Origin of the sequence: Streptomyces sp. NPDC051567 (assembly GCF_044454165.1) — a bacterium.
Lineage (GTDB): Bacteria > Actinomycetota > Actinomycetes > Streptomycetales > Streptomycetaceae > Streptomyces.
The window spans coordinates 251937-269385 of the sequence record NZ_JBITDK010000006.1 but is presented as its reverse complement, the minus strand read 5'-3'; the positions used below and the strand labels follow the sequence as shown (position 1 = coordinate 269385).

The following is a 17449-nucleotide window of genomic DNA, read 5'->3' as shown; positions in this document are numbered from 1 at the left end:
AATTTCATACATCCTTGGGTCGATTGTGTCCGTGGGGAGCCGCGGGCGAGGCCCTCAGCGTCTCCCTTGCGGCTGGGGTGATCAGAAGGGTGGAGGGGTGTGCCGGTTCCGCTGTGTTCCGCTGTATCAGGCCAGGGCCGAGTCTTCCGGATGCCCAGGCACCCCGTGCGTGTCCGTGTGCCCGAACTGCTGCGGGGCGGGCCGGGACCGGTGCGTGAGCTGTTGGCGTCGACCGAGGTCCCCGCGCCGTGAACCCGTTCCTGAGCACCATGGCCGGACGGGTCCGCGCCGTGCTGCCCGCCGGGGCCGATCTCAGGGCGATGGGACGTAGTCCCCGCCGGGATCTGCTGGCCGGGCTGACCATCGCGGTCGTCGCCCTGCCCCTGGCCCTCGGCTTCGGTGTCTCCTCCCGCCTCGGCGCCCTCACCCACGCCGCCGTGCTGGCGGTCATCGTGTTCGCCGCCGCCCCGCTGGTCTCCAGGATTCCGCTCGCCGCGCTGGCCGGCGTACTGCTGGCGACCGCGATCCGCATGGTCGAGATCGGCTCCCTGCGGGCGATGGCGAAGGCCACCCGCCCGGACGCGGTCGTACTCGTCCTGACGGCCGCCGCCACCCTGGTCCTCGACCTCGTGTACGCCCTCGTCATCGGCCTCGTCGTCGCCGGTGCGCTCGCGCTGAAGGACGCGGTCCAGAAGCTGAACCGGCGTGGCATCGCGGTGATGACGTCCGGCGTCCGCCCGGACCGGCGCCAGGCCCTGGACGCCGTCGGCGCCCTGGACCTGCTGCGCCACGAGGGCCGGGAGTACGCCACCACGCCCGAGGCCATTGCCGGGGCCCGGAAGCAGCTGGAGCGGGCCGGGCTGCTGCCGCCCGCGCACCGGCCGCTCCCGCACCGCATCCGGAAGGCCGCACCATGACCGTCGGCGTACGCGCGGGGGCCAGGTGCGTCCGCCTCCGCCGTCCACGACCGCCACCCCTACCGGCCCGCTCCGTTCGGGCACTGGGCACGGCAGCCCCGGGCCTGAGGTGAGCGCACACGACCCCACCAGCAGTACCGGAATCCACCGAGCAGCGAGGAAAGACGCATGAGCGATGTCGTGGTGAAGGACAGCAACGGGACCGTCCTTGAGGATGGCGACTCCGTCACCCTGATCAAGGACCTGAAGGTCAAGGGGACCTCCGAGACCCTCAAGCGCGGCACCCTGGTCAAGAACATCCGTCTGACCTCCCGGCCCGGCGAGGTCGAGTGCAACACCAAGAAGGTCAAGGGCCTGGTCCTGAGGACGGAGTTCCTGAAGAAGGCATGACCAAACCCTGACCCCGGGGGGCACAGGTCCCCGGCCGTCGGTCCGGTCGTTCCCGACCGGGGATACCGGTGCCCGGACATTGCGGGGATCTGCAAGGGTGGAGGTCACACAGGTGGTGGGGACGCGAGGATGTCCCCACGGCAATGAGCGTTGGGTGGATGAGGTGCCAAGTACACGCGCGGGCAGGACGACCGGGGCCGGCAGCGGTACCCAGGTGAGCACCCCGCTCTACCAGCTCAAGGCCGAGTTCTTCAAGACGCTCGGCCACCCGGTCCGCATCCGCGTCCTGGAGCTGCTCAGCGTGCGCGAGCACGCGGTCGCCGAACTGCTGCCCGAGGTCGGTGTGGAAGCCGCCAGCCTGTCCCAGCAGCTCGCGGTCCTGCGCAAGGCCAACCTGGTGATCACCCGCCGCGAGGGCGTCAACGTGTACTACCGGCTCACCAGCGACGAGGTCGCCGAACTGCTGCGGGTCGCCCGCTCCATCCTCTCCGGCGTCCTCCAGGGTCAGGCCGAACTGCTGGCCGACCTGCGCGCCACCAGCCCGCAGCGGTAACGGCCTCGGGAGGGGCGGGTCCGGGGTGCGCCGGCCTGGTGATCCGGCCGGTGGCCGATCACCGGAGGGGTCGCGGGCGAGGACGGGTCCGGCGCTTGTCCGGCGGCGGCGGCCGGGGCAGTTGGGACAGATGGGCAGCCGGGCGAGCAGCCCGGCCGCTCCTTTCGGCCGGTTTCTTCGGCCGGCTCAGTGCGCCGCGTCCTGCGTCAGGATCTTGCGCAGGGTGTCGGCGAACTCTTCGGGGCGGCCGACGAAGCCGCCGTGGTCGCCGGGGAAGTGGACCGGCGGGGCGTCGAGGAGTTCGGCCAGGGCTACGGAGGTCCGGTAGGTGAGCAGGCCACCCGACTCGACGCCGATGCCGATGACCACGCGGGTCGCGCCGGACATCAGCGCGGGGAGGTCGGGCAGATAGCGGGTGGTGCCCCGCAGTTCGTGGGCGAAGAAACGGGCGCTGTTGGCCAGGTCCCGCGCCGACGGCTCCTGCGACGACGGCTCCTGCGGCGGCGCGGTGGGGGCGCCGTCGCCGTCGTGGTCCAGTCCGGCGTTCGCCATGAACACGGCCCATGCCGCCCCCACCCCGTCGCGGTGGAAGGTCTCGATGATGTCCTCGGTGTCGGCGCGGTGCGCGGCGGCGTCGGGGAGCAGTTCCAGCAGGGGCGGCTCGTGCGCGACGAGTGTCCGTACCCGGCCGGGATGGCGCGCGACCAGGGCGAGGCCCGTCACCGCGCCGCCGCTGCTGCCGAACACGTCGGCGCGCTCGGCGCCGAGGGCGTCCAGGAGGGCGGCGACATCGTCCGCCCGCAGGTCGGGGGTGGACTCCTGCTCGGGGTCGTCGAGGACACTGCCCGAGATGCCCCGGGGGTCGAGCGTGACGACGGTGCGGTCGGCGGCGAGGGTGTCGGCCAGCGGTGCGAAAGCCGCCGCGTCCATCGGGGAGCCCATGAGCAGGAGCAGCGGGCCCGTGCCGCGCACCTCGTAGTACAGGCGTGCGCCCGAGACGTCGAGGGTGTGGGTACGCGTAGGGGTGATGGCCATGGCCGGTCGTCCTTCCGTCGGTGGTCACGCGCCTGATCGCGCTGACGTGAGTCAGACTCCGGCCGGCGCGGAAACTCATCGATCGCCGGGAAATCAGCTCCCCCGCCCCCGACGTGTAAGAGCCGCTGAGCGAAGACGTCACGCCTCGCTCACCAGGACCGGTGGCCGTCTCCCGTGAGCGTGGGGTTCACCGCGTTTCCGACGCCGGGAGACGGCCGCTCCCTACTTCTGGGCGTGCTGGCCGAGGTGGAACAGCAGCCACACGAACCCGGCGAACAGGTGCGTGCCGGCGATGTAGAAGAAGGCGCGCAGCGCGACGCCTTTCCCCATCCACCTCTCGTGCTTCGCCGCCGCGCTCTGCTCGTGCTCCTCGTCCCTCATGACTGCTCTCCTTCTCCGTGACCGGGCGCCTCGTGCCGGTGGGTGCGGGGTGCCCAGGCAGGTGACCGGGTAGACGGGTGGAGCCGGGTTTCCGGCCCGTCGCGGCTGGTCATGGTGTTCCCTCCGGCAGGACGAAGCGGACGACGACCGTCTTGCCGCGTCCGCCGGTGGCGGGTTCGACCCGGACATCGCCCCCGAACACGCGGGCCAGGTCGGCCACCGTGCTCAACCCCCGCCCCGACGACGTACGTCCGGCGTCGGCCAGGGCCACGGGGCGAGGGTCCGTGTCCGCCACGCCGACCACCAGCAGGTGCTCGGTCATCTCCACGGTGACCTCGGCGTCCGGTGACCGCCGGGCATGGCGGGCGGCGTTGGCGACCAGCTCGCTGACCACCAGCAGCACGGCCCCGGACAGCGACGAGGAACTCTCCAGTCCGCACAGCTCCAGCGACCGCTCCGTGCGCTCACGTGCGGCCCGCACCGCGCCCGGCACCAGCGGCACCGTCCACTCGTGCCTGCGCGCCGCGGCCGGAGGCTGCCCGCCGGGGTGCCGGACCGTCACCGTGTTCCCGGCTCGTGGTGCGCCGTCGTCCACCTCATCGGTTGTCCGGCTCGTCGCCGGTGGCCACGCCGTGATCGCGGGCCACGCGCAGCGCGTCCTCCAGTTCGTCGGCCGCCTGTGCCTCCTCGACGGCGTCATCAGCCTCCCGCGCGGCCACGAGACGGGCCCGCGCCACCCGGACCCGTTCCAGCGCCGCTTCCGTGAACCCGGCCACACGTAACCCCCGTCCACTGAATCCATAACTGGTAAATTGCATAACTCTGCAAGTCTAACGGGTGCGGGTCCACCGGAAGCCATGCCCGGGTCGTGCCGCTGCCGCCCGGTGCTGTCGTGCGGCGGGGTCAGGGGCGGGGACGGGGACGGGGTCAGCCGAGGCGGACGCTGAGCATGGAGATGGACCCGCCGTCGAATCCGTCGACCGGGAAGGTCACGGGGTCGGTCGTGGGTGCGGGAGGCCAGGACGTACAGCAGGGGCAGGTAGTGCTCGGGGGTTGGGGACGGCGAGGGTGGCGTCGGGGCCGCCCTGGTCGTACGCCGCGAGGTCGTCGTACCGGCCCGCCGTGATCAGTTCCCGGACCCGGGTGTGGAAGCGGACGGCCCAGTCGTACGGCTCGACCGGATGACGGCCCCAGGCGTAGGTGTGCAGGTTGTACAGGTTGTGCACCACATTGCCCCAGCCGAGGACGAGAACCCCGTCCTCGCGCAGGGCGCGCAGACGGCCGGCGAGGCGGGCATCCGGGCCGGGACGTCACCGGAGGAACTCGTCATCTGCGCACTGCTCGCTTCCGTTTCCGTTCGGTACTCCTGGCCGGTACGGGCCCGTCTTGCGGGGCGGGCCCCGGTGCCCCGGGCCCTGCCCCGTTCCGGGGAACGACGGTACCGGGGGCCGGTCCTCTCCCGGTCAGTGCCAGGACCGGTCGATTCCGGTGGGGTTGTCGCCCTGGACGGGGCCGATGAAGTCCTCCATGATCCCGCGGAGGCGTTCTACGCGGGCGCGGTCGAGCATGAACGCGCGGAAGCCGTTCGGGTCGGTGTTGGGGTACTGGTCGATAGGTTTCCAGCCGGGGATCTGCACGTCCCGGCGGGCCGGCCACTGGGCCGACGCCTGCTGGGCCTGCCGGGAGAGCCGGGAGCTCATGTAGAGCTTCGCGGCGGCGGGGTGCGGGGCGTCCTTGAGGATCGCCCCGGTCTGGTACCACGCCTGGAAGAAGTCCTCCTTCGGCAGGATGAACCGCATCGGGTCACCCTCGGGCGGGCTGAGGTAGTAGAACGAGGTGAACGTCGCCGCCCGCTCGCCCGAGCCGATCACCGCCAGTGGTGTCGCCGTGCCCCGTACCCACAGCGGATTCTGCTCCAGCAGCTTCTCCAGCCAGCCGTAGCCGTGCTTCGCGACGATCCGCTCGAACTGGTGGAGAACCGCGTCGTCGTCGTGCGGATACGTCAGCACGATGCGGTCCTTCCCGCACCGTCGACCATGCACCATCGAGGCACTGGTCACCTAGAACCGACCAGGGTGCCAACTGGGTGCTGCTGGGCCGCGCCCCGGAGCCCGCACGACGACCGACTCCCCCCGACTGGGCGGGAACACCCACCCGGGAGATGACCGGCTCTGCCGGTCGGCCACTGGACGATCCACCTCGCGCGCCGGGGCGATCAGCGTGGTGCGCGGGCGGTGGGTTCCACCGCCGTCGGCAGTGGTGCGGGGCCCGGCGGCGGGGCGTTCTGCCTCCCTGGCGGGAGCACGCGCGGCACGCCGGGCCGCGTTCTTCGTCTGTCCGCCGCCGCCTTTACCGCGGCAGTCGCGGACAAGGCCGCCGGTGGCGGTCACCGCCGCTGCCGACGGACGGCTGGTGCTGATGTTGTGTCACGACGACCGGGTGAACGTCCGGTTGCTGCCGCAGGCTCCCGACCACGGCCGGTCCGTACACCCGTAGACCCGTCCGCCCGAACGCCCGCCCGTCACCGGGCAGCAGTGACGATGGGGCCGATGAGGAGACCGAGGGCATCGATGATGCGGATCAGGTCGTCAACCCAGTTGCTGGTGGTCATGAGGGGACTGCCCTTCTTCGGAGGGATGACCACGGTCACGGGACCGCGGCGATAGGCGATAGGCGATATACGTGCGATGTGCCGGGTGGGGCCGTGTTTCCGTCCGCCTCTCCCCGGGGCGACGGGAGCCCCGCTGAGAGAACCCGGGGATGTCACCCGCCGACCGGGCACCCGGCCGTGGTGAGCCCGGCCTGCCGTGTCATCGCTCCTCGACTGAGGAGCGATGCAGGAGTTGCCGCGCGATCGCGATGATGTCGTCGATGGCGTCCTGGGCACTCATGGGAGTCAGTCCCTTCTTCTCCTGCGGGAAACGGACACCGCACACTCTCCGCACCCCCGCACGGACGCAGGGCCGATCCCCTCTCGAAATCACCCGTACGAGTGAACATCCCGCGCATCGCCGGTCATCTTCCGCCCGATCGGCCTGTTCCGCATCGGCCCCGCGCCGCGCCGCGCCGCGCTCCCTCCGCGCCGCCTGGCCGGCAGGCCCTGTGGCGCTCTCCACGATCGTTCACGCGCGGCGGGCAGGTCGGCGTCCAGGCTTCGGAGGCCGCTCCCTTCACGATCGTTTCAGGGCGGGGCTCGACCAGGTTCTGTACGGCGATGGCCGCGGCGATGGCCAGCGGTTCCCGGGCCCCCGCTGGCGGCGGCCCGGGAACCGGGGGCGGGTGATGTCCATGTGCGGCCGGTGTCCTTGTGCGGCCTGGAATCCCGCCGATCCTTCCCCGTCCCGCTGTTAGTGATCTTGGTGACGGTTTCCGGCTCTACAATTCCCGGATCATCGGCTGTTAACACCTTCGCTCCGCCGGGCATCCGGCGGGGCGCCGTATCCAGGAGTCCTCCGTGGAGTTCGATCCCTTCTCCGCCATGCCCGTTCCGTCCGTGAAGATGTTCCTCGACGGTCAGGAACTCGCCCCGGGGGCCGTGGCCCGGTTCGCCCAGGGCACAACCCATACCCTGCGCGTGGACCTGGGCGGCACACCTCCGGCCCGCTGTCTCCTGACCTACCGGGGACGGGATTCGGCTGCCGCGTTGCAGATGACGTTCACGCCGGAGCTGGAGGAGGAGGTCGTGGTGGTCGACGGGCGTGCCGAATGGCAGATCCGATGCGGTGACAGCCTCGTGCTTCCCGGGGAGGCCGGCTTCCATCTGGGGCTCGCCTCCCAGCAGTTCGTGACCCCTTTCTGGACCGAGTCGGTTCTGCGGAAGGCGTAGACGAGGCGGCGGCCGGGGTGCTCCAGCGCTCCCGCGCGTGGTGTCGGTTCCATGCCGTGAGCGGCGGACCGGACGGCGGTCTTCACCGGCCGGTACGGTCAGCGGCTGTGTCCGAGGAGTCCGTACGGCTCCCGGCGCCGGTGAACGGTCTGTCCGGCAGCACCCCGGTGAGCGATAATTGATCTTGAGATACGGGCGGGCACCCCGCCCCGCCCCACCGCCCGGCCGGATCACCCGGGCCCCGGGCGGAACACGGATGGAGAGAGACCGCGATGAGTACGGAACTGGTACGGCCCGAGATCGAGTTCCCCGAGGGCCCGCCCCCCGAGACGCTGGACCTCACCGACCTCTGGGTGGGAGACGGAGACGAGGCGGTGAAGGGTCATCAGGTCGAGGTCCATTACGTCGGGGTCGCCTACTCCACGGGGGACGAGTTCGACGCCAGCTGGAACCGGGGCGAGGCGTTCTCCTTCTCCCTCGGAGCCGGCCACGTCATCAAGGGCTGGGACATGGGCGTCGAGGGCATGAAGGTCGGCGGTCGCCGCCGGCTCGTCATCCCCCCGCACCTCGGCTACGGCAACCGCGGTGCCGGTGCCGCCATCAGGCCCGGCGAGACCCTCGTCTTCGTCGTGGACCTGCTCGCGGTGAAGTAGCCGACCGCCCGGGCCCTTGCCCGAGCCGGGCGGGGCAAGGGGCCGGTCTCGGCCGGGCGGCCGTGGTCCGGTGCCCGAGGGAGCGGCCGGTGCTACGGTCGGCCGAGGGGGTCATCTGAACTGGAGGTGTCACGACGGTGTTTCACCTGGACCACATGGCGCTCGGGGTGGCGGATCTCGACGACGGTGTGCGCGGGCTCGCCGGGCAGACCGGGTTGGGCAGTTATGAGGGTGGGGTGTTCCCCGGCGGCATGCGCAACTGGATCTTTCCGCTGGGCGGGGACGTCTACCTGGAGGTGGAGAGCGCCACCGGGGCGACCGGCGGCCCGGCGCCGTGGTTCCAGCGGGCCACCGGCGACGGGACGGAGCGCTGGATGTTCTGGTGCCTGCGCGCGGACACCCGTGAGGAGCTGGAGCAGGTCGCTTCGCGGCTGGGCAGCCAGGTCCAGGTCGTCCCGGGGCGCAGGGAACCCGACGGCACCCAGCGCGTGGTCACCAGCGCGCCGGCCGGGGAGGTGGCGGCACGGGCCCGGCGGCAGGGCCTGCCGAACTGGTACTACCGGGACGACCCGGCCAAGAACCCCGCCCGCCGCGAGGTGACCGGCGACCGGACCGCCGCCGGGGTGGCCTGGCTGGAGGTGGCCGGCGACCGGGAGCAGTTCCGCGCGTACATCGGGGCGGAGACCTTCGACCGGCTGCCGCTGCGTTTCGTGCCCGGCGAACCGGGGCTGCACGCGGTCGCGGTGCACACCGCCGACGGTCAGGAGATCGTGATCCGACGCGCCCCCGCCGGACAGGACACCTTCTGACCCTGACCCTGACCGTGGCGGCCCCCTGGCCCCGAACCCGACCCCGACCCCGGTCGTGGCTCTGACCCCGGTCGTGACGCTGCTGGGAATGCGGGTGGGCGAAGGGTCAGCAGGTGCCGGCCGGGCGGTTGCGGACCACCGGGCCACCGGACCACCGGGCCGGTGCGGTTGGCTCAGGCGGCCTGGTGGTCGCGGACGGCGGCGACCTCGCGTACCGCGTCGGCGACGGCTCGGAAGTCCTTGCGCAGGATCTTGGAGTGGTTGCTCGCCACCTTCGCGCTGACCCGGATGTTCGGGTTGCGGGCGAGCACCGGGTCGAGGTTGGCGCGGATCTGCTCCATCAGCTTCGGGTCACCGCCCAGGTTGCCGCCGGTGGCGAGCACGTACCGGGCCGGTACGGTCACACGGTCGAAGACCGGGTTCAGGGCGGCGGGCGCGCAGAGTTCGTTGATCTCGATGTTGATCTCGGCGTGCTGCGCGGCGCTCATCCGCGCGGCCAGGCCGAGCGGGCGGGCGATCGGGAACAGCGGGCTCAGCCGGCGGAACAGCTTGCGGACCTGTTCCCGGGTGGCGTCGTCGAGCCACTCGTGCGGCATGGCGCCGTCCACGGCCACCGCCCCCAGGGCGCGGTCCGGGTTCCGGGCCGCCCAGTGCACGGCGAGCATGGCCCCGTAGGACCAGCCCACCAGGATCGGCCGGTGCACGCCCCTGGCGGTGAGGACGGCGTCGAGGTCGCGGAGGCACGCCGCGAACGAGTAGTCCGCGGCGCGCCGCGATCTGCCGCGGGCGCGCTCGTCGTAGGTGATGTGCCGGTAGTCGCCGCCGAGGTCGGTGATGACGCGCCGCCAGTGCGACTGGTCGGCGTAGGAACCGGCCGACGGCCTCGCCTACGCGGAGATCGGCAGACGCCTCGACCGTCCGACCTCGACGATCACGCGTGAGGTGATGCGCAACGGCGGGCCCACCGCCTACCGCGCCGACCTGGCCCACCGCGCCACCGGACACCGGGCCCACCGGCGCAGGCAGGCCACACCCCGAGGACCGCAGCCGCCCGGGCAGGCCCACGGACGCGACCCCGAGGCCGTACGCGAGTACGAGGAGGTGTTCACCACCGTCTTCATGGCCTCGGGCCTGCCCAAGATGGCGTCCCGGGTGCTGGTTTCCCTCTACACCACCGACGCGGGCAGCCTCACCGCGTCCGAACTCGTCCAGCGCCTCCAGGTCAGCCCGGCATCCGTCTCCAAGGCGATCACGTTCCTGGGGAGCCAGGGCCTCGTCCGCAGGGAACGTGACGAACGCCGCCGTGAGCACTACATCGTCGACGACGACGTCTTCTACCAGTCGATGCTCGCCGCCGTCCGCGCCAACGCCCAGCTCGTCGAGACCGCACGGCAGGGCGTCGACGTCCTCGGCCCCCACACCCCCGCCGCCGCCCGCCTCGAAAACATCGCCCGCTTCGTCGACTTCGTCAGCGAAAGCATCACCCGCGCCGCGGAACAGGCCCGCGAGATCCTCTGCACCAAGACCGGGACGACCTCGGACAACGCCGTGGACACGCCACCAGCCACCCCCACCACCTGACCCGGACGCTCACGGCCAAGGGGGCGGACCAGGACGGCCAAGGGGCGGAGCGGCCTTCGGCGGCTGCCGCCCGCCTCCTTGGCCGTCGCGCAAGTGGCGACGATGCGGACCGGTCCGGGTGCGTCAGCAGCATGTGGGGAAGAGCGTCCGTGCCCGTTCTCCGATCGATCCGGTCTGTCTGTCTGTCTGCCTGCCTGCCCGGGTGGCTGCGGCGAACCGGGTTCCTCTTCCGCGCGGCCGGTCGTCGAGCCCGTACGGATGACTTCCAAGGTGTTTCCCAGCCGGTGGACCTGTGGGTTCGAGATGCTCGTTCACTGGTCCCCACAGGGGGTGGGGCGTGGAGGAACGAGGACGTCATGCGTGTGCGATTCCCGCTGGCCGCCGGCCTGACCGCGCTACTGATCGGTACTGGGCTGACCGCGTCGGCCGGAGCGGCCCCTGCTGCCTCTGTGCGGGCGGAGCCGGTGCTTCGGACGGCGGCGGAGGAGGTGTGTCCGGTGGGGCAGTGGCAGATCGCCCCGAGCAGCCAGAAGTACGGGCTGGGAGCGACCTGGAGCAATGCGCGGTGGTTCATCGAGGACGGAACCTGGGGTGGGGTGTGCGGCTTCCCGTCCTCCGAGTCGCATGGCGGCTACTTCGGGCGGTACACCTCGGAGGACGGGAAGTCCACGGGCTGGGCCCAGGGCGGCAGCGGGACGGCGCTGCGGTTCTTCCAGTTCGGGAACCGCTGGTTCGAGAAGGGTGACCTGAGGTCGGTCGTCGATATTCCGGCGGACCGTACCGAGTGCCCCGCCGACAAGCTCTGCCTCTACCGCGACCCCTACTACAAGGGCGGTGGCCTGGAGATCTCCGGCAGGCCGCAGGTGGACAAGTTCGAGTGGTTCGGCTTCTCGGACACCATGTCGTCCTATGTGAACAACACCGACAACGTCATGTGCTTCTTCGTTGACAACGACCAGGGCGGAATCTCTTACTCGATGTCCGCACACGGCAAGCACCCGAACATGTCCGGCTCGTACTCGGATGACAATGCCAGCTCCCTCCGTGCCTCCACCGGCTTCGAACCGGACGGATACCCCATCTGCTGACAGGCGGAGAACAGAGCAACGGGGCCCCGGTCTCCGCGTGTTGCCGGCTGCTGCCGACGGCAGCAGTAGCCGGAGGCTCGGCCCGTTCCCGGCGGTGGTGGACCGGGTGCGCGGTTCGACGGGCAGGCGGGCGCGACCGGTCGTGAGCGGCCGGACGACGCCTTCCGGGCCAGGGGTTCGGCGAGAAGCCCGACGGACCGACCTGACGCGCGGGTTACGGGCGGCGGCGTGCGGGGCCGGCGTGCCCTGACGCCGTGTGGGGGCGGCGGGCTCCCTCTCCGGCCGGTCACGTCCCTCGCCGACTCGCTCCTGCTCCCCTTCCCCGATGCTTCGATGCGTCGTACAACCATCGGCGCGGCTGGTGAGTCTTATGCCGCGAAAGAACATTCTTCAGGAGGTTTTGTCTGTGAAGTTGTCCCGGATCGCCGCGGCGGTCACCACTGCTGCTCTGGCTCCGGCCGTCCTCATCTCGTCACCGGCCTTCGCCGCCGGCCAGGAGGCCGCCACGTCCACCCGTCCGACGGCTCCGACCGCACCCGACCGGGCGGCCGACCAGAGCGACACGGACCAGGCGGAGCAGGACCGCAAGACCATCCTCGTGATCATCACCGACCCGATGGCCAGCGAGTACATGAAGGAAGCCGGCCACAAGGCCATAGCCGACGGCCCCGCGGCCATGCGCAAGTTCATCGAGACCGACCAGCACGACATCCGCATCGACGACTACCGGGTGCTGATCACCCGTCTCCTGCACAGTGCCGGCCGCGGCCTGAAGCAAGGCATCAAGGAGCTCCTCCAGAGCGACCAGGTGAATCGTCTGGAGCAGCTGCGCCATTTCTACGAGGTCACTCAGCACGAGCTGCGCGACGGCGACAACAGGGTCGACATCGCCAGGCTGATCGGCACCGGAGGCTCCGGAGTGAGGGAAGCGGGCGAGAAGGCCCTCAAGGGCACTCCCGCCGACCGCATCGCCTTCCTGGCGACGGGACGGTACCTCGCGCAGGCCTCCGACGACCGGGTCGAGCTCGCCCGCATCGACGAGGGCTGGGACGGCCCCATCCTGAGCGAGGCGATCGGCAAGCTCTTCGACGGTTCCCCGACCCCGGCCGAGCTGCGGCATTTCCTTGAGGTGACCCAGTACGAGCTGCGCGACCAGGACAACCGTGTCGCGATCGCGAGGATCATCGACGGTGGGGGGCCGGAACTCGTCAAGGCCGGCCGCGCCGCGCTGGCGGGCACTGCCGCCGACCGCGGCGAGTTCCTGAAGACGGGACAGCACGAGGCACGCGCCAAGGACAAGAAGACCCAGCAGGAGAACGACAAGAACAACGACAAGGACAAGGACCAGCAGGACCGGAACAACCCCGGCACCGGCACGGGGACCAACCCCGGCACGGGCACGGGCTCCGGTGCTGGCACCGGCACCGGTAACACCACCGTCACCCCCCAGGGCGGGAGCGGTTCCCCCCTCGCCTCCACCGGCGCGGGTGACTCGGCTCTGATCGCGGGCGGTGCGGGCACCGCCCTCGTCGCCGGCGCAGGCCTCCTGCTCGCCGCGCGGATGCGTCGCGCCGCCGCCGCCGCGAACTGACCCGGCCGCGCACCAGTCGTCAGGGGTCGGCCGCGGTCTCCGCGGCCGACCCCGCCGCGTGGCGTGACAGGACCGGGCCCCGTGTCCGCGTAACGCGCAACACGTGCCGCATACCGCTCATGTCGGCCGGCCGACGTCCCGCGTTACGGCCACGACGGTGGAGGCGCTGGCCGACACACGGTCCGACACGCGGCTCGCCAGGCGTTGTCGACCTCCCGAGCGAGTTACTGGGCGGGCGCGGCACGGGACGTACGGGGCGACGTACAGGTCGACCGCGGCGTGGACCAGGTCGTCTCTTTCGGGTCTTGCCGGTCGGGCCGCTCCGTACGGTGCCGTGCCTCGGCACGTTGCCGGGGCTCGCGTGCGCTCGGCCTTCGCACGGTCGGCCTCACGGGACTGTCAGTGCCCGCGCCTAGGGTGGCGACATGACCACGTTCACCGTCGAGCAATCCTGGGTCCGCATCGAGGCCTGGCTCGCACAGCACGCTGCCGTCAGCCACGGGCTGCTCCGGCCGCCGGCCCTCCCGGAGGACATCGCGGCGGCCCAACTCCGTCTCGGGGTGACGTTCCCGCCCGACCTGAAGGAGTCGCTGCTGCGTCACGACGGCGTACAGCTCCAGGAGGGAACACCGACGCTGGGCTACTACGGACCGCTGTCCGGCGTCGAGGACATCGTCGGGAGCACCGAGCTCCTGCGGGGCGTCGGCGCGGACCTCGCGGAGGACGAGGCCGATCTCGACGAGGCGGAACGCGGCCAGTACGCGTACTGGCCGCACGAACGGCTGCTGATCACCCTGGGCATCGGCTGGCAGTCCTCCGACGGACTCTTCCTGGTCTCCCGCCCCGGCCCGCACCACGGGCATGTCGGCCGGTACTTCGACGAGGACAGCCCGTCGTTCACCCCGTGGCCGGGACTGCGGCACGTCCTCGCCGACTTCGCCACGGCTCTGGAGAACGGCACACCGTTCAACGGTCGGACGCCGCTCGCCTTCGAGGGCCAGCTGATCTGGGACGACGACAGGACGACCGTCCCTGCTCCGCTCTCCCCCCTCGGCCTCGCCGCCGAGGCCGCCGAGCCGTTGGTCCCTCCTGCGGCCGAGCCGGTCCCGCCCCTCCCGCGGCCCGACGGGCATTACGCCGTCCTCTCCTTCGGAGCCCCGGCCGCGCAGGTACCGCCCGTACAGCCGGATGTCGTGTTCGTGGCGGGCATCCCGCCCGAGGAACTGCTGGACAGGCTGGGCTCCGTGCCCGCAACCGCCGGATCGCGCAGCCGGGAGCAGGCGCGGCTGTCCGCCGCCGCACCCTGGGCGGCGTACCGTCCGATGGCCCGGGCCGGGTGGTGCGGTGACGGGTGGTCCTACGCCACCCAGGAGGGCGGTGACGCCCAGTTCGGCCGTCCGGAGGTGCTGCGTCGGCTGTCCCGTGGGACCCGGGTCGTGAGGCTGGCGAAGCAGGGGCCCGAGGTGCACCTCACCGTCGTCGAGGACGGCGCGGAGCGGCCCGAGGCGGCCCACCGGGTCGATTCGCCCCGCGAGGACCGCGTGACCGGACCCGACGGGCAGGAGTGGCAGAGGATCGGCGTCGATCCCTGGCCCGGCTCGACGGCCGCGTACGCCCGGCTGCTGGCCGGCCTGGCCACGGGGTACGGCATCACCTGGGACCCGGAGGGCGACGGCGGCGGGCCGCTGGCGAGCGCGCTGCTGCTGCCGGTCCTCGACGACGTGCTGCCGGTGCGACACCCGGTCTCCTCGGTACGTGACTTCGACCTCGGCGGGCTCGTCGACCGGACCCCGCCGGAGCGGTTGCGCTCCGCGATGACGGCGCAGCTCGCCCGGCTGGCCTCCGAGACCGGCATCGACACCTACCCGGAGATCGCGCAGGCGCTGGAGCAGATCTACCGCGAGGAGCCGGTGGACCTCCCGGCCGACGGGGCCCTCGACCTGCGGATGAGGACCCTCTCGGCGGAGGCCCGGGCGGCGCGGGGACTGCTGGACGCGGCCCGGCACCAACCGGACCCGGCACCCGTCCCCGCGGCCGACCTCGCCGCGTGGGCCCTACGGGACTCGGCGGCCGGGGCGCTGCGCGAGTTCCTGCTGCTGCCCCTGCCGGCTGCGGCAGCGACGGTCCTGAGCAGGCGCCTGTCCGTCCGCTGGCGTGACGACCTTGCGACGGACCTGGCCGGGTAGACCGTCGCTTTCGGATCTTGCCGGACAGCTTGGCCGACAACGGTGATCCTCATTCGCTGATCTTCCCACCCGATGCCTCGACTTCCTTACCCGTCAGAGGTGGTTTTCCGTCGGACCGCAGCAGAGAATGGTCATTACGCATCCTGTTCGGCAAGAATCTGACCCGTATCCGGCGAGAATTTTCTCTTTCGATTGACCCACTCGGTCACCATTCCCGAAGTACGCGCACATCCCGCTCAGGCCAAGGGAGAAAGTGAATTCCCGTCAATCGGACGCGGCTCGAAATGGTTGAATCCGCACCGAGGGGGAGCCGTTATGTCGCGTTGGTCAACTTTGGTGGCACGCGAGCGGTTGCCTGTGATCTACGTTGACGGCAAGGAGTGATCGACCCCACGAAAAAACCACGAAGAGTCACTCTCTTATCAGGATCGACTGCCGCGATCCATATGATCGACAACTTTGGCGAATTCGATAAAGATCGCTCTCCGCACCTCGCGAATCCCGTTGATCAGAAACAAGTTCGATGGAAAGGTATCCCGAGGCAGCAGCCGATACCCATCGAAAGGAACAAGCATGTTCCGACGTTCCGCCATCGTCTCCGCACTCGCCTCTGTCGGGGTTGCGGGTGCCACTCTGCTGGCCCTGACCACCCCCGCCCAAGCGGCGGTTCCCGGCACCGAGCAGTTCCAGAACGTCGCCACCGGCTTCGTCCTCGACAGCAACGCGTCCGGCAACGTCTACACCCTTCCCGCCAACGGCGGTGCCTACCAGAACTGGAACGTACGGGCCGCCGCCGCCGGTGGTTACACCGTCCAGAACCAGGCGACCGGCAAGTGCCTGGACAGCAACGCCGCCCGGTCGGTGTACACCCTGGGCTGCAACGGCGGCTCCTACCAGCGCTGGAACATCTCCAGGAGCGGCGGGGCCTACCGACTCCAGAACGCGGCCACCGGCTACTTCCTCGACAGCAACGCCGCCCGCAACGTCTACACCCTTCCCGGCAACGGCGGCGCCTACCAGCAGTGGCGCTGACATCGGGCGAGCGCTGCTCCGGAACCGGTTGAATCCCTCCTGCTCCTGATGCCGCTCACCGAGGACCGAACCCCCACCCCGTGCCGGTCTTCACCCTCCGTCGAGGGTGAAGACCGGCACGGAACGGTCCCCGGCCGTCCAGGACCCGTACGCGCGATGGTCCTCCGCCCCCGCCGGTCGGTGAAGTTCTGCCCGCGCCGCGTGCGCACCGGGCACTCCGCCCCCTGCTGAGCCGCCCGGCGCCGCTCCTCCCCCGCGTCGGCCCGTATCCGCGCGCAGGTGTGTGGGGGTGGGGGGATGGGTGGGGGCCGTCGATCTTCCCTGTCGGCGTGGTCCCGGCCGTCTCGGGGCCGTGTCCGGCGAAGTGCGTCCGCACGATGGCCAGGATCTGCTCCGGAGCCGGAAGGAGCGTGCCTTGGAGGGATTCACCGGGCGGCGCCCTCTCGATCGCCCCGTCGCCCCCGCCGCCTTCGCCGGCTCGGCCCTCTCGATGCCGAACGACCCGCCGCGCGGGCGACGGCTTCGCCCGTTCACCACCGGCAACCGCGAGGGCATGGCCCGTTCGCTCCACGACCCGTCGTACACGGCCGGGTCGCGGTAGCGGCCCGCCAGGCCCGTACCCGGCGCCGGCACGCGCGTGGTGACCCCCGGGACTTCGGTGAAGCCGGTCCTCGGTTCTCCAGGTGGGTCCGTCGTGCCGGGTCGTGCCGGGGGGGGGGGGGGGGGGGGGGGGGGGGGGGGGGGGGGGGGGGGGGGGGGGGGCCCCCCCCCCCCCCCCCCCCCCACGACCGCGGCTACGCGGGGAGGGCGGGAACGCCAGGGGGGAGGGTGATGGTGAGGGTGCCGTCGAGGACCATGGATTTGAGCCCGGCGGGGGTGGCGCAGGCCGTGAGGTCGATCTTGGACTTGACCGGGTCGAGGACCACCGTCCAGGTGGCGCCCTTGTAGCGGCCCTCGGTGATGCCGCCGCTGAGCGGGTTGTTGGACTTGAGCAGGTCCTGGATCGGCTGCATGTCCCAGGTGAAGCTCGTGGTGGGCTGGCCGTCGGTGGGGGGCTGGCCGGCCGCCGTCTGCCAGGAGGCGCGCTGGTCCGTTCCGGGCTTGTCCTTGTAGCCGCCGGTGGCGCAGGTCACGGCGCTCCCGATGCCGGTGCCGATGTAGTCGGCCTGGGTGACGGGGGCGTCGCCGCTGCAGCCCAGCAGCTTGGCGTCGGTGAGGGTGGCGGTGATGTCGTTCTGGGGCGAGAGGGTCAGGCCGCGGTCGAACGTCATCGTGAACTTGTCTTCACAGGTGATGACCTGGGGAACTCCGACGGCGGAGACGTCGTAGATGTAGAGGCCGCTGATCAGGGCGGCGGACGTGGCGATGGCCGCGATACGCGAGGAGCGTCTCATCTGCTGTTCTGCC

17 protein-coding genes and 3 pseudogenes are annotated in these 17449 nt (G+C 71.2%); 12 read left to right on the top strand and 8 right to left on the bottom strand.

Annotated features, from left to right (window positions below):
- Positions 1 to 359 precede the first annotated feature (359 nt).
- The 3 genes and pseudogenes from ACIA5F_RS10370 to ACIA5F_RS10360 form a co-directional block, all read left to right on the top strand.
- Positions 360 to 917, top strand: a pseudogene (locus tag ACIA5F_RS10370) (SulP family inorganic anion transporter); the annotation flags it as partial.
- Positions 918 to 1085: 168 nt separating this feature from the next.
- Positions 1086 to 1307: an alkylphosphonate utilization protein gene (locus tag ACIA5F_RS10365; protein WP_399351271.1), complete on the top strand. Its 222-nt coding sequence runs from the start codon at positions 1086 to 1088 to the stop codon at positions 1305 to 1307.
- Between the two features lie 214 nt (positions 1308 to 1521).
- Positions 1522 to 1860, top strand: coding sequence for an ArsR/SmtB family transcription factor (locus ACIA5F_RS10360; RefSeq protein ID WP_399351322.1), 339 nt, complete (start codon positions 1522 to 1524; stop codon positions 1858 to 1860).
- A gap of 186 nt (positions 1861 to 2046) precedes the next feature.
- Here ACIA5F_RS10360 and ACIA5F_RS10355 read toward each other — a convergent pair whose 3' ends face one another.
- From ACIA5F_RS10355 to ACIA5F_RS10330, 6 genes are all read right to left on the bottom strand, one after another.
- The gene (locus tag ACIA5F_RS10355; protein WP_399351269.1) at positions 2047 to 2895 is read right to left on the bottom strand and encodes an alpha/beta fold hydrolase; all 849 of its coding nucleotides are present in this window, start codon (positions 2893 to 2895) and stop codon (positions 2047 to 2049) included.
- A 222-nt stretch (positions 2896 to 3117) separates the two neighbouring features.
- Positions 3118 to 3276, bottom strand: a complete 159-nt coding sequence (locus tag ACIA5F_RS10350) for a DUF6126 family protein (RefSeq protein ID WP_399351267.1) — start codon at positions 3274 to 3276, stop codon at positions 3118 to 3120.
- Between the two features lie 109 nt (positions 3277 to 3385).
- Entirely contained in the window at positions 3386 to 3871 is a 486-nt protein-coding gene (locus ACIA5F_RS10345) for an ATP-binding protein (protein ID WP_399351265.1), read from the bottom strand.
- 1 nt (position 3872) lies between these two features.
- On the bottom strand, positions 3873 to 4052 hold the full coding sequence (locus tag ACIA5F_RS10340) for a hypothetical protein (RefSeq protein WP_399351262.1): 180 nt from the start codon (positions 4050 to 4052) through the stop codon (positions 3873 to 3875).
- A gap of 213 nt (positions 4053 to 4265) precedes the next feature.
- On the bottom strand, positions 4266 to 4505 hold the full coding sequence (locus ACIA5F_RS10335; protein ID WP_399351260.1) for a hypothetical protein: 240 nt from the start codon (positions 4503 to 4505) through the stop codon (positions 4266 to 4268).
- A gap of 234 nt (positions 4506 to 4739) precedes the next feature.
- Positions 4740 to 5285, bottom strand: a complete 546-nt coding sequence (locus tag ACIA5F_RS10330; protein ID WP_399351258.1) for a hypothetical protein — start codon at positions 5283 to 5285, stop codon at positions 4740 to 4742.
- A 1445-nt stretch (positions 5286 to 6730) separates the two neighbouring features.
- On the opposite strand from ACIA5F_RS10330, the gene ACIA5F_RS10325 reads away from it, so the two are divergent.
- From ACIA5F_RS10325 to ACIA5F_RS10315, 3 genes are all read left to right on the top strand, one after another.
- Positions 6731 to 7102, top strand: coding sequence for a hypothetical protein (locus ACIA5F_RS10325; RefSeq protein WP_399351256.1), 372 nt, complete (start codon positions 6731 to 6733; stop codon positions 7100 to 7102).
- A gap of 272 nt (positions 7103 to 7374) precedes the next feature.
- A complete protein-coding gene (locus tag ACIA5F_RS10320; RefSeq protein WP_399351254.1) occupies positions 7375 to 7755 on the top strand; it encodes an FKBP-type peptidyl-prolyl cis-trans isomerase in 381 nt (126 codons plus the stop codon).
- A 137-nt stretch (positions 7756 to 7892) separates the two neighbouring features.
- A complete protein-coding gene (locus tag ACIA5F_RS10315; RefSeq protein ID WP_399351252.1) occupies positions 7893 to 8564 on the top strand; it encodes a VOC family protein in 672 nt (223 codons plus the stop codon).
- Positions 8565 to 8737: 173 nt separating this feature from the next.
- Here the strand turns inward: ACIA5F_RS10315 and ACIA5F_RS10310 are convergent.
- Positions 8738 to 9424, bottom strand: a pseudogene (locus ACIA5F_RS10310) (alpha/beta fold hydrolase); the annotation flags it as partial.
- A gap of 13 nt (positions 9425 to 9437) precedes the next feature.
- Here ACIA5F_RS10310 and ACIA5F_RS10305 point away from each other — a divergent pair.
- From ACIA5F_RS10305 to ACIA5F_RS10280, 6 genes and pseudogenes are all read left to right on the top strand, one after another.
- Positions 9438 to 10145, top strand: a pseudogene (locus ACIA5F_RS10305) (MarR family transcriptional regulator); the annotation flags it as partial.
- Between the two features lie 356 nt (positions 10146 to 10501).
- Positions 10502 to 11233 carry a peptidase inhibitor family I36 protein gene (locus ACIA5F_RS10300; RefSeq protein ID WP_399351251.1) on the top strand — a complete coding sequence of 244 codons (732 nt, stop codon included), beginning with the start codon at positions 10502 to 10504 and terminating at the stop codon, positions 11231 to 11233.
- Between the two features lie 406 nt (positions 11234 to 11639).
- Positions 11640 to 12824, top strand: a complete 1185-nt coding sequence (locus tag ACIA5F_RS10295; protein WP_399351248.1) for an ALF repeat-containing protein — start codon at positions 11640 to 11642, stop codon at positions 12822 to 12824.
- Between the two features lie 425 nt (positions 12825 to 13249).
- The gene (locus ACIA5F_RS10290; RefSeq protein ID WP_399351246.1) at positions 13250 to 15010 is read left to right on the top strand and encodes an SMI1/KNR4 family protein; all 1761 of its coding nucleotides are present in this window, start codon (positions 13250 to 13252) and stop codon (positions 15008 to 15010) included.
- 573 nt (positions 15011 to 15583) lie between these two features.
- Complete coding sequence (locus tag ACIA5F_RS10285) at positions 15584 to 16042, top strand: RICIN domain-containing protein (RefSeq protein WP_399351244.1); 459 nt, start codon at positions 15584 to 15586, stop codon at positions 16040 to 16042.
- A 415-nt stretch (positions 16043 to 16457) separates the two neighbouring features.
- A complete protein-coding gene (locus ACIA5F_RS10280; RefSeq protein WP_399351242.1) occupies positions 16458 to 16643 on the top strand; it encodes a hypothetical protein in 186 nt (61 codons plus the stop codon).
- Positions 16644 to 16836: 193 nt separating this feature from the next.
- Here ACIA5F_RS10280 and ACIA5F_RS10275 read toward each other — a convergent pair whose 3' ends face one another.
- Entirely contained in the window at positions 16837 to 17436 is a 600-nt protein-coding gene (locus tag ACIA5F_RS10275; RefSeq protein WP_399351240.1) for a hypothetical protein, read from the bottom strand.
- Between the last annotated feature and the right edge of the window lie 13 nt (positions 17437 to 17449).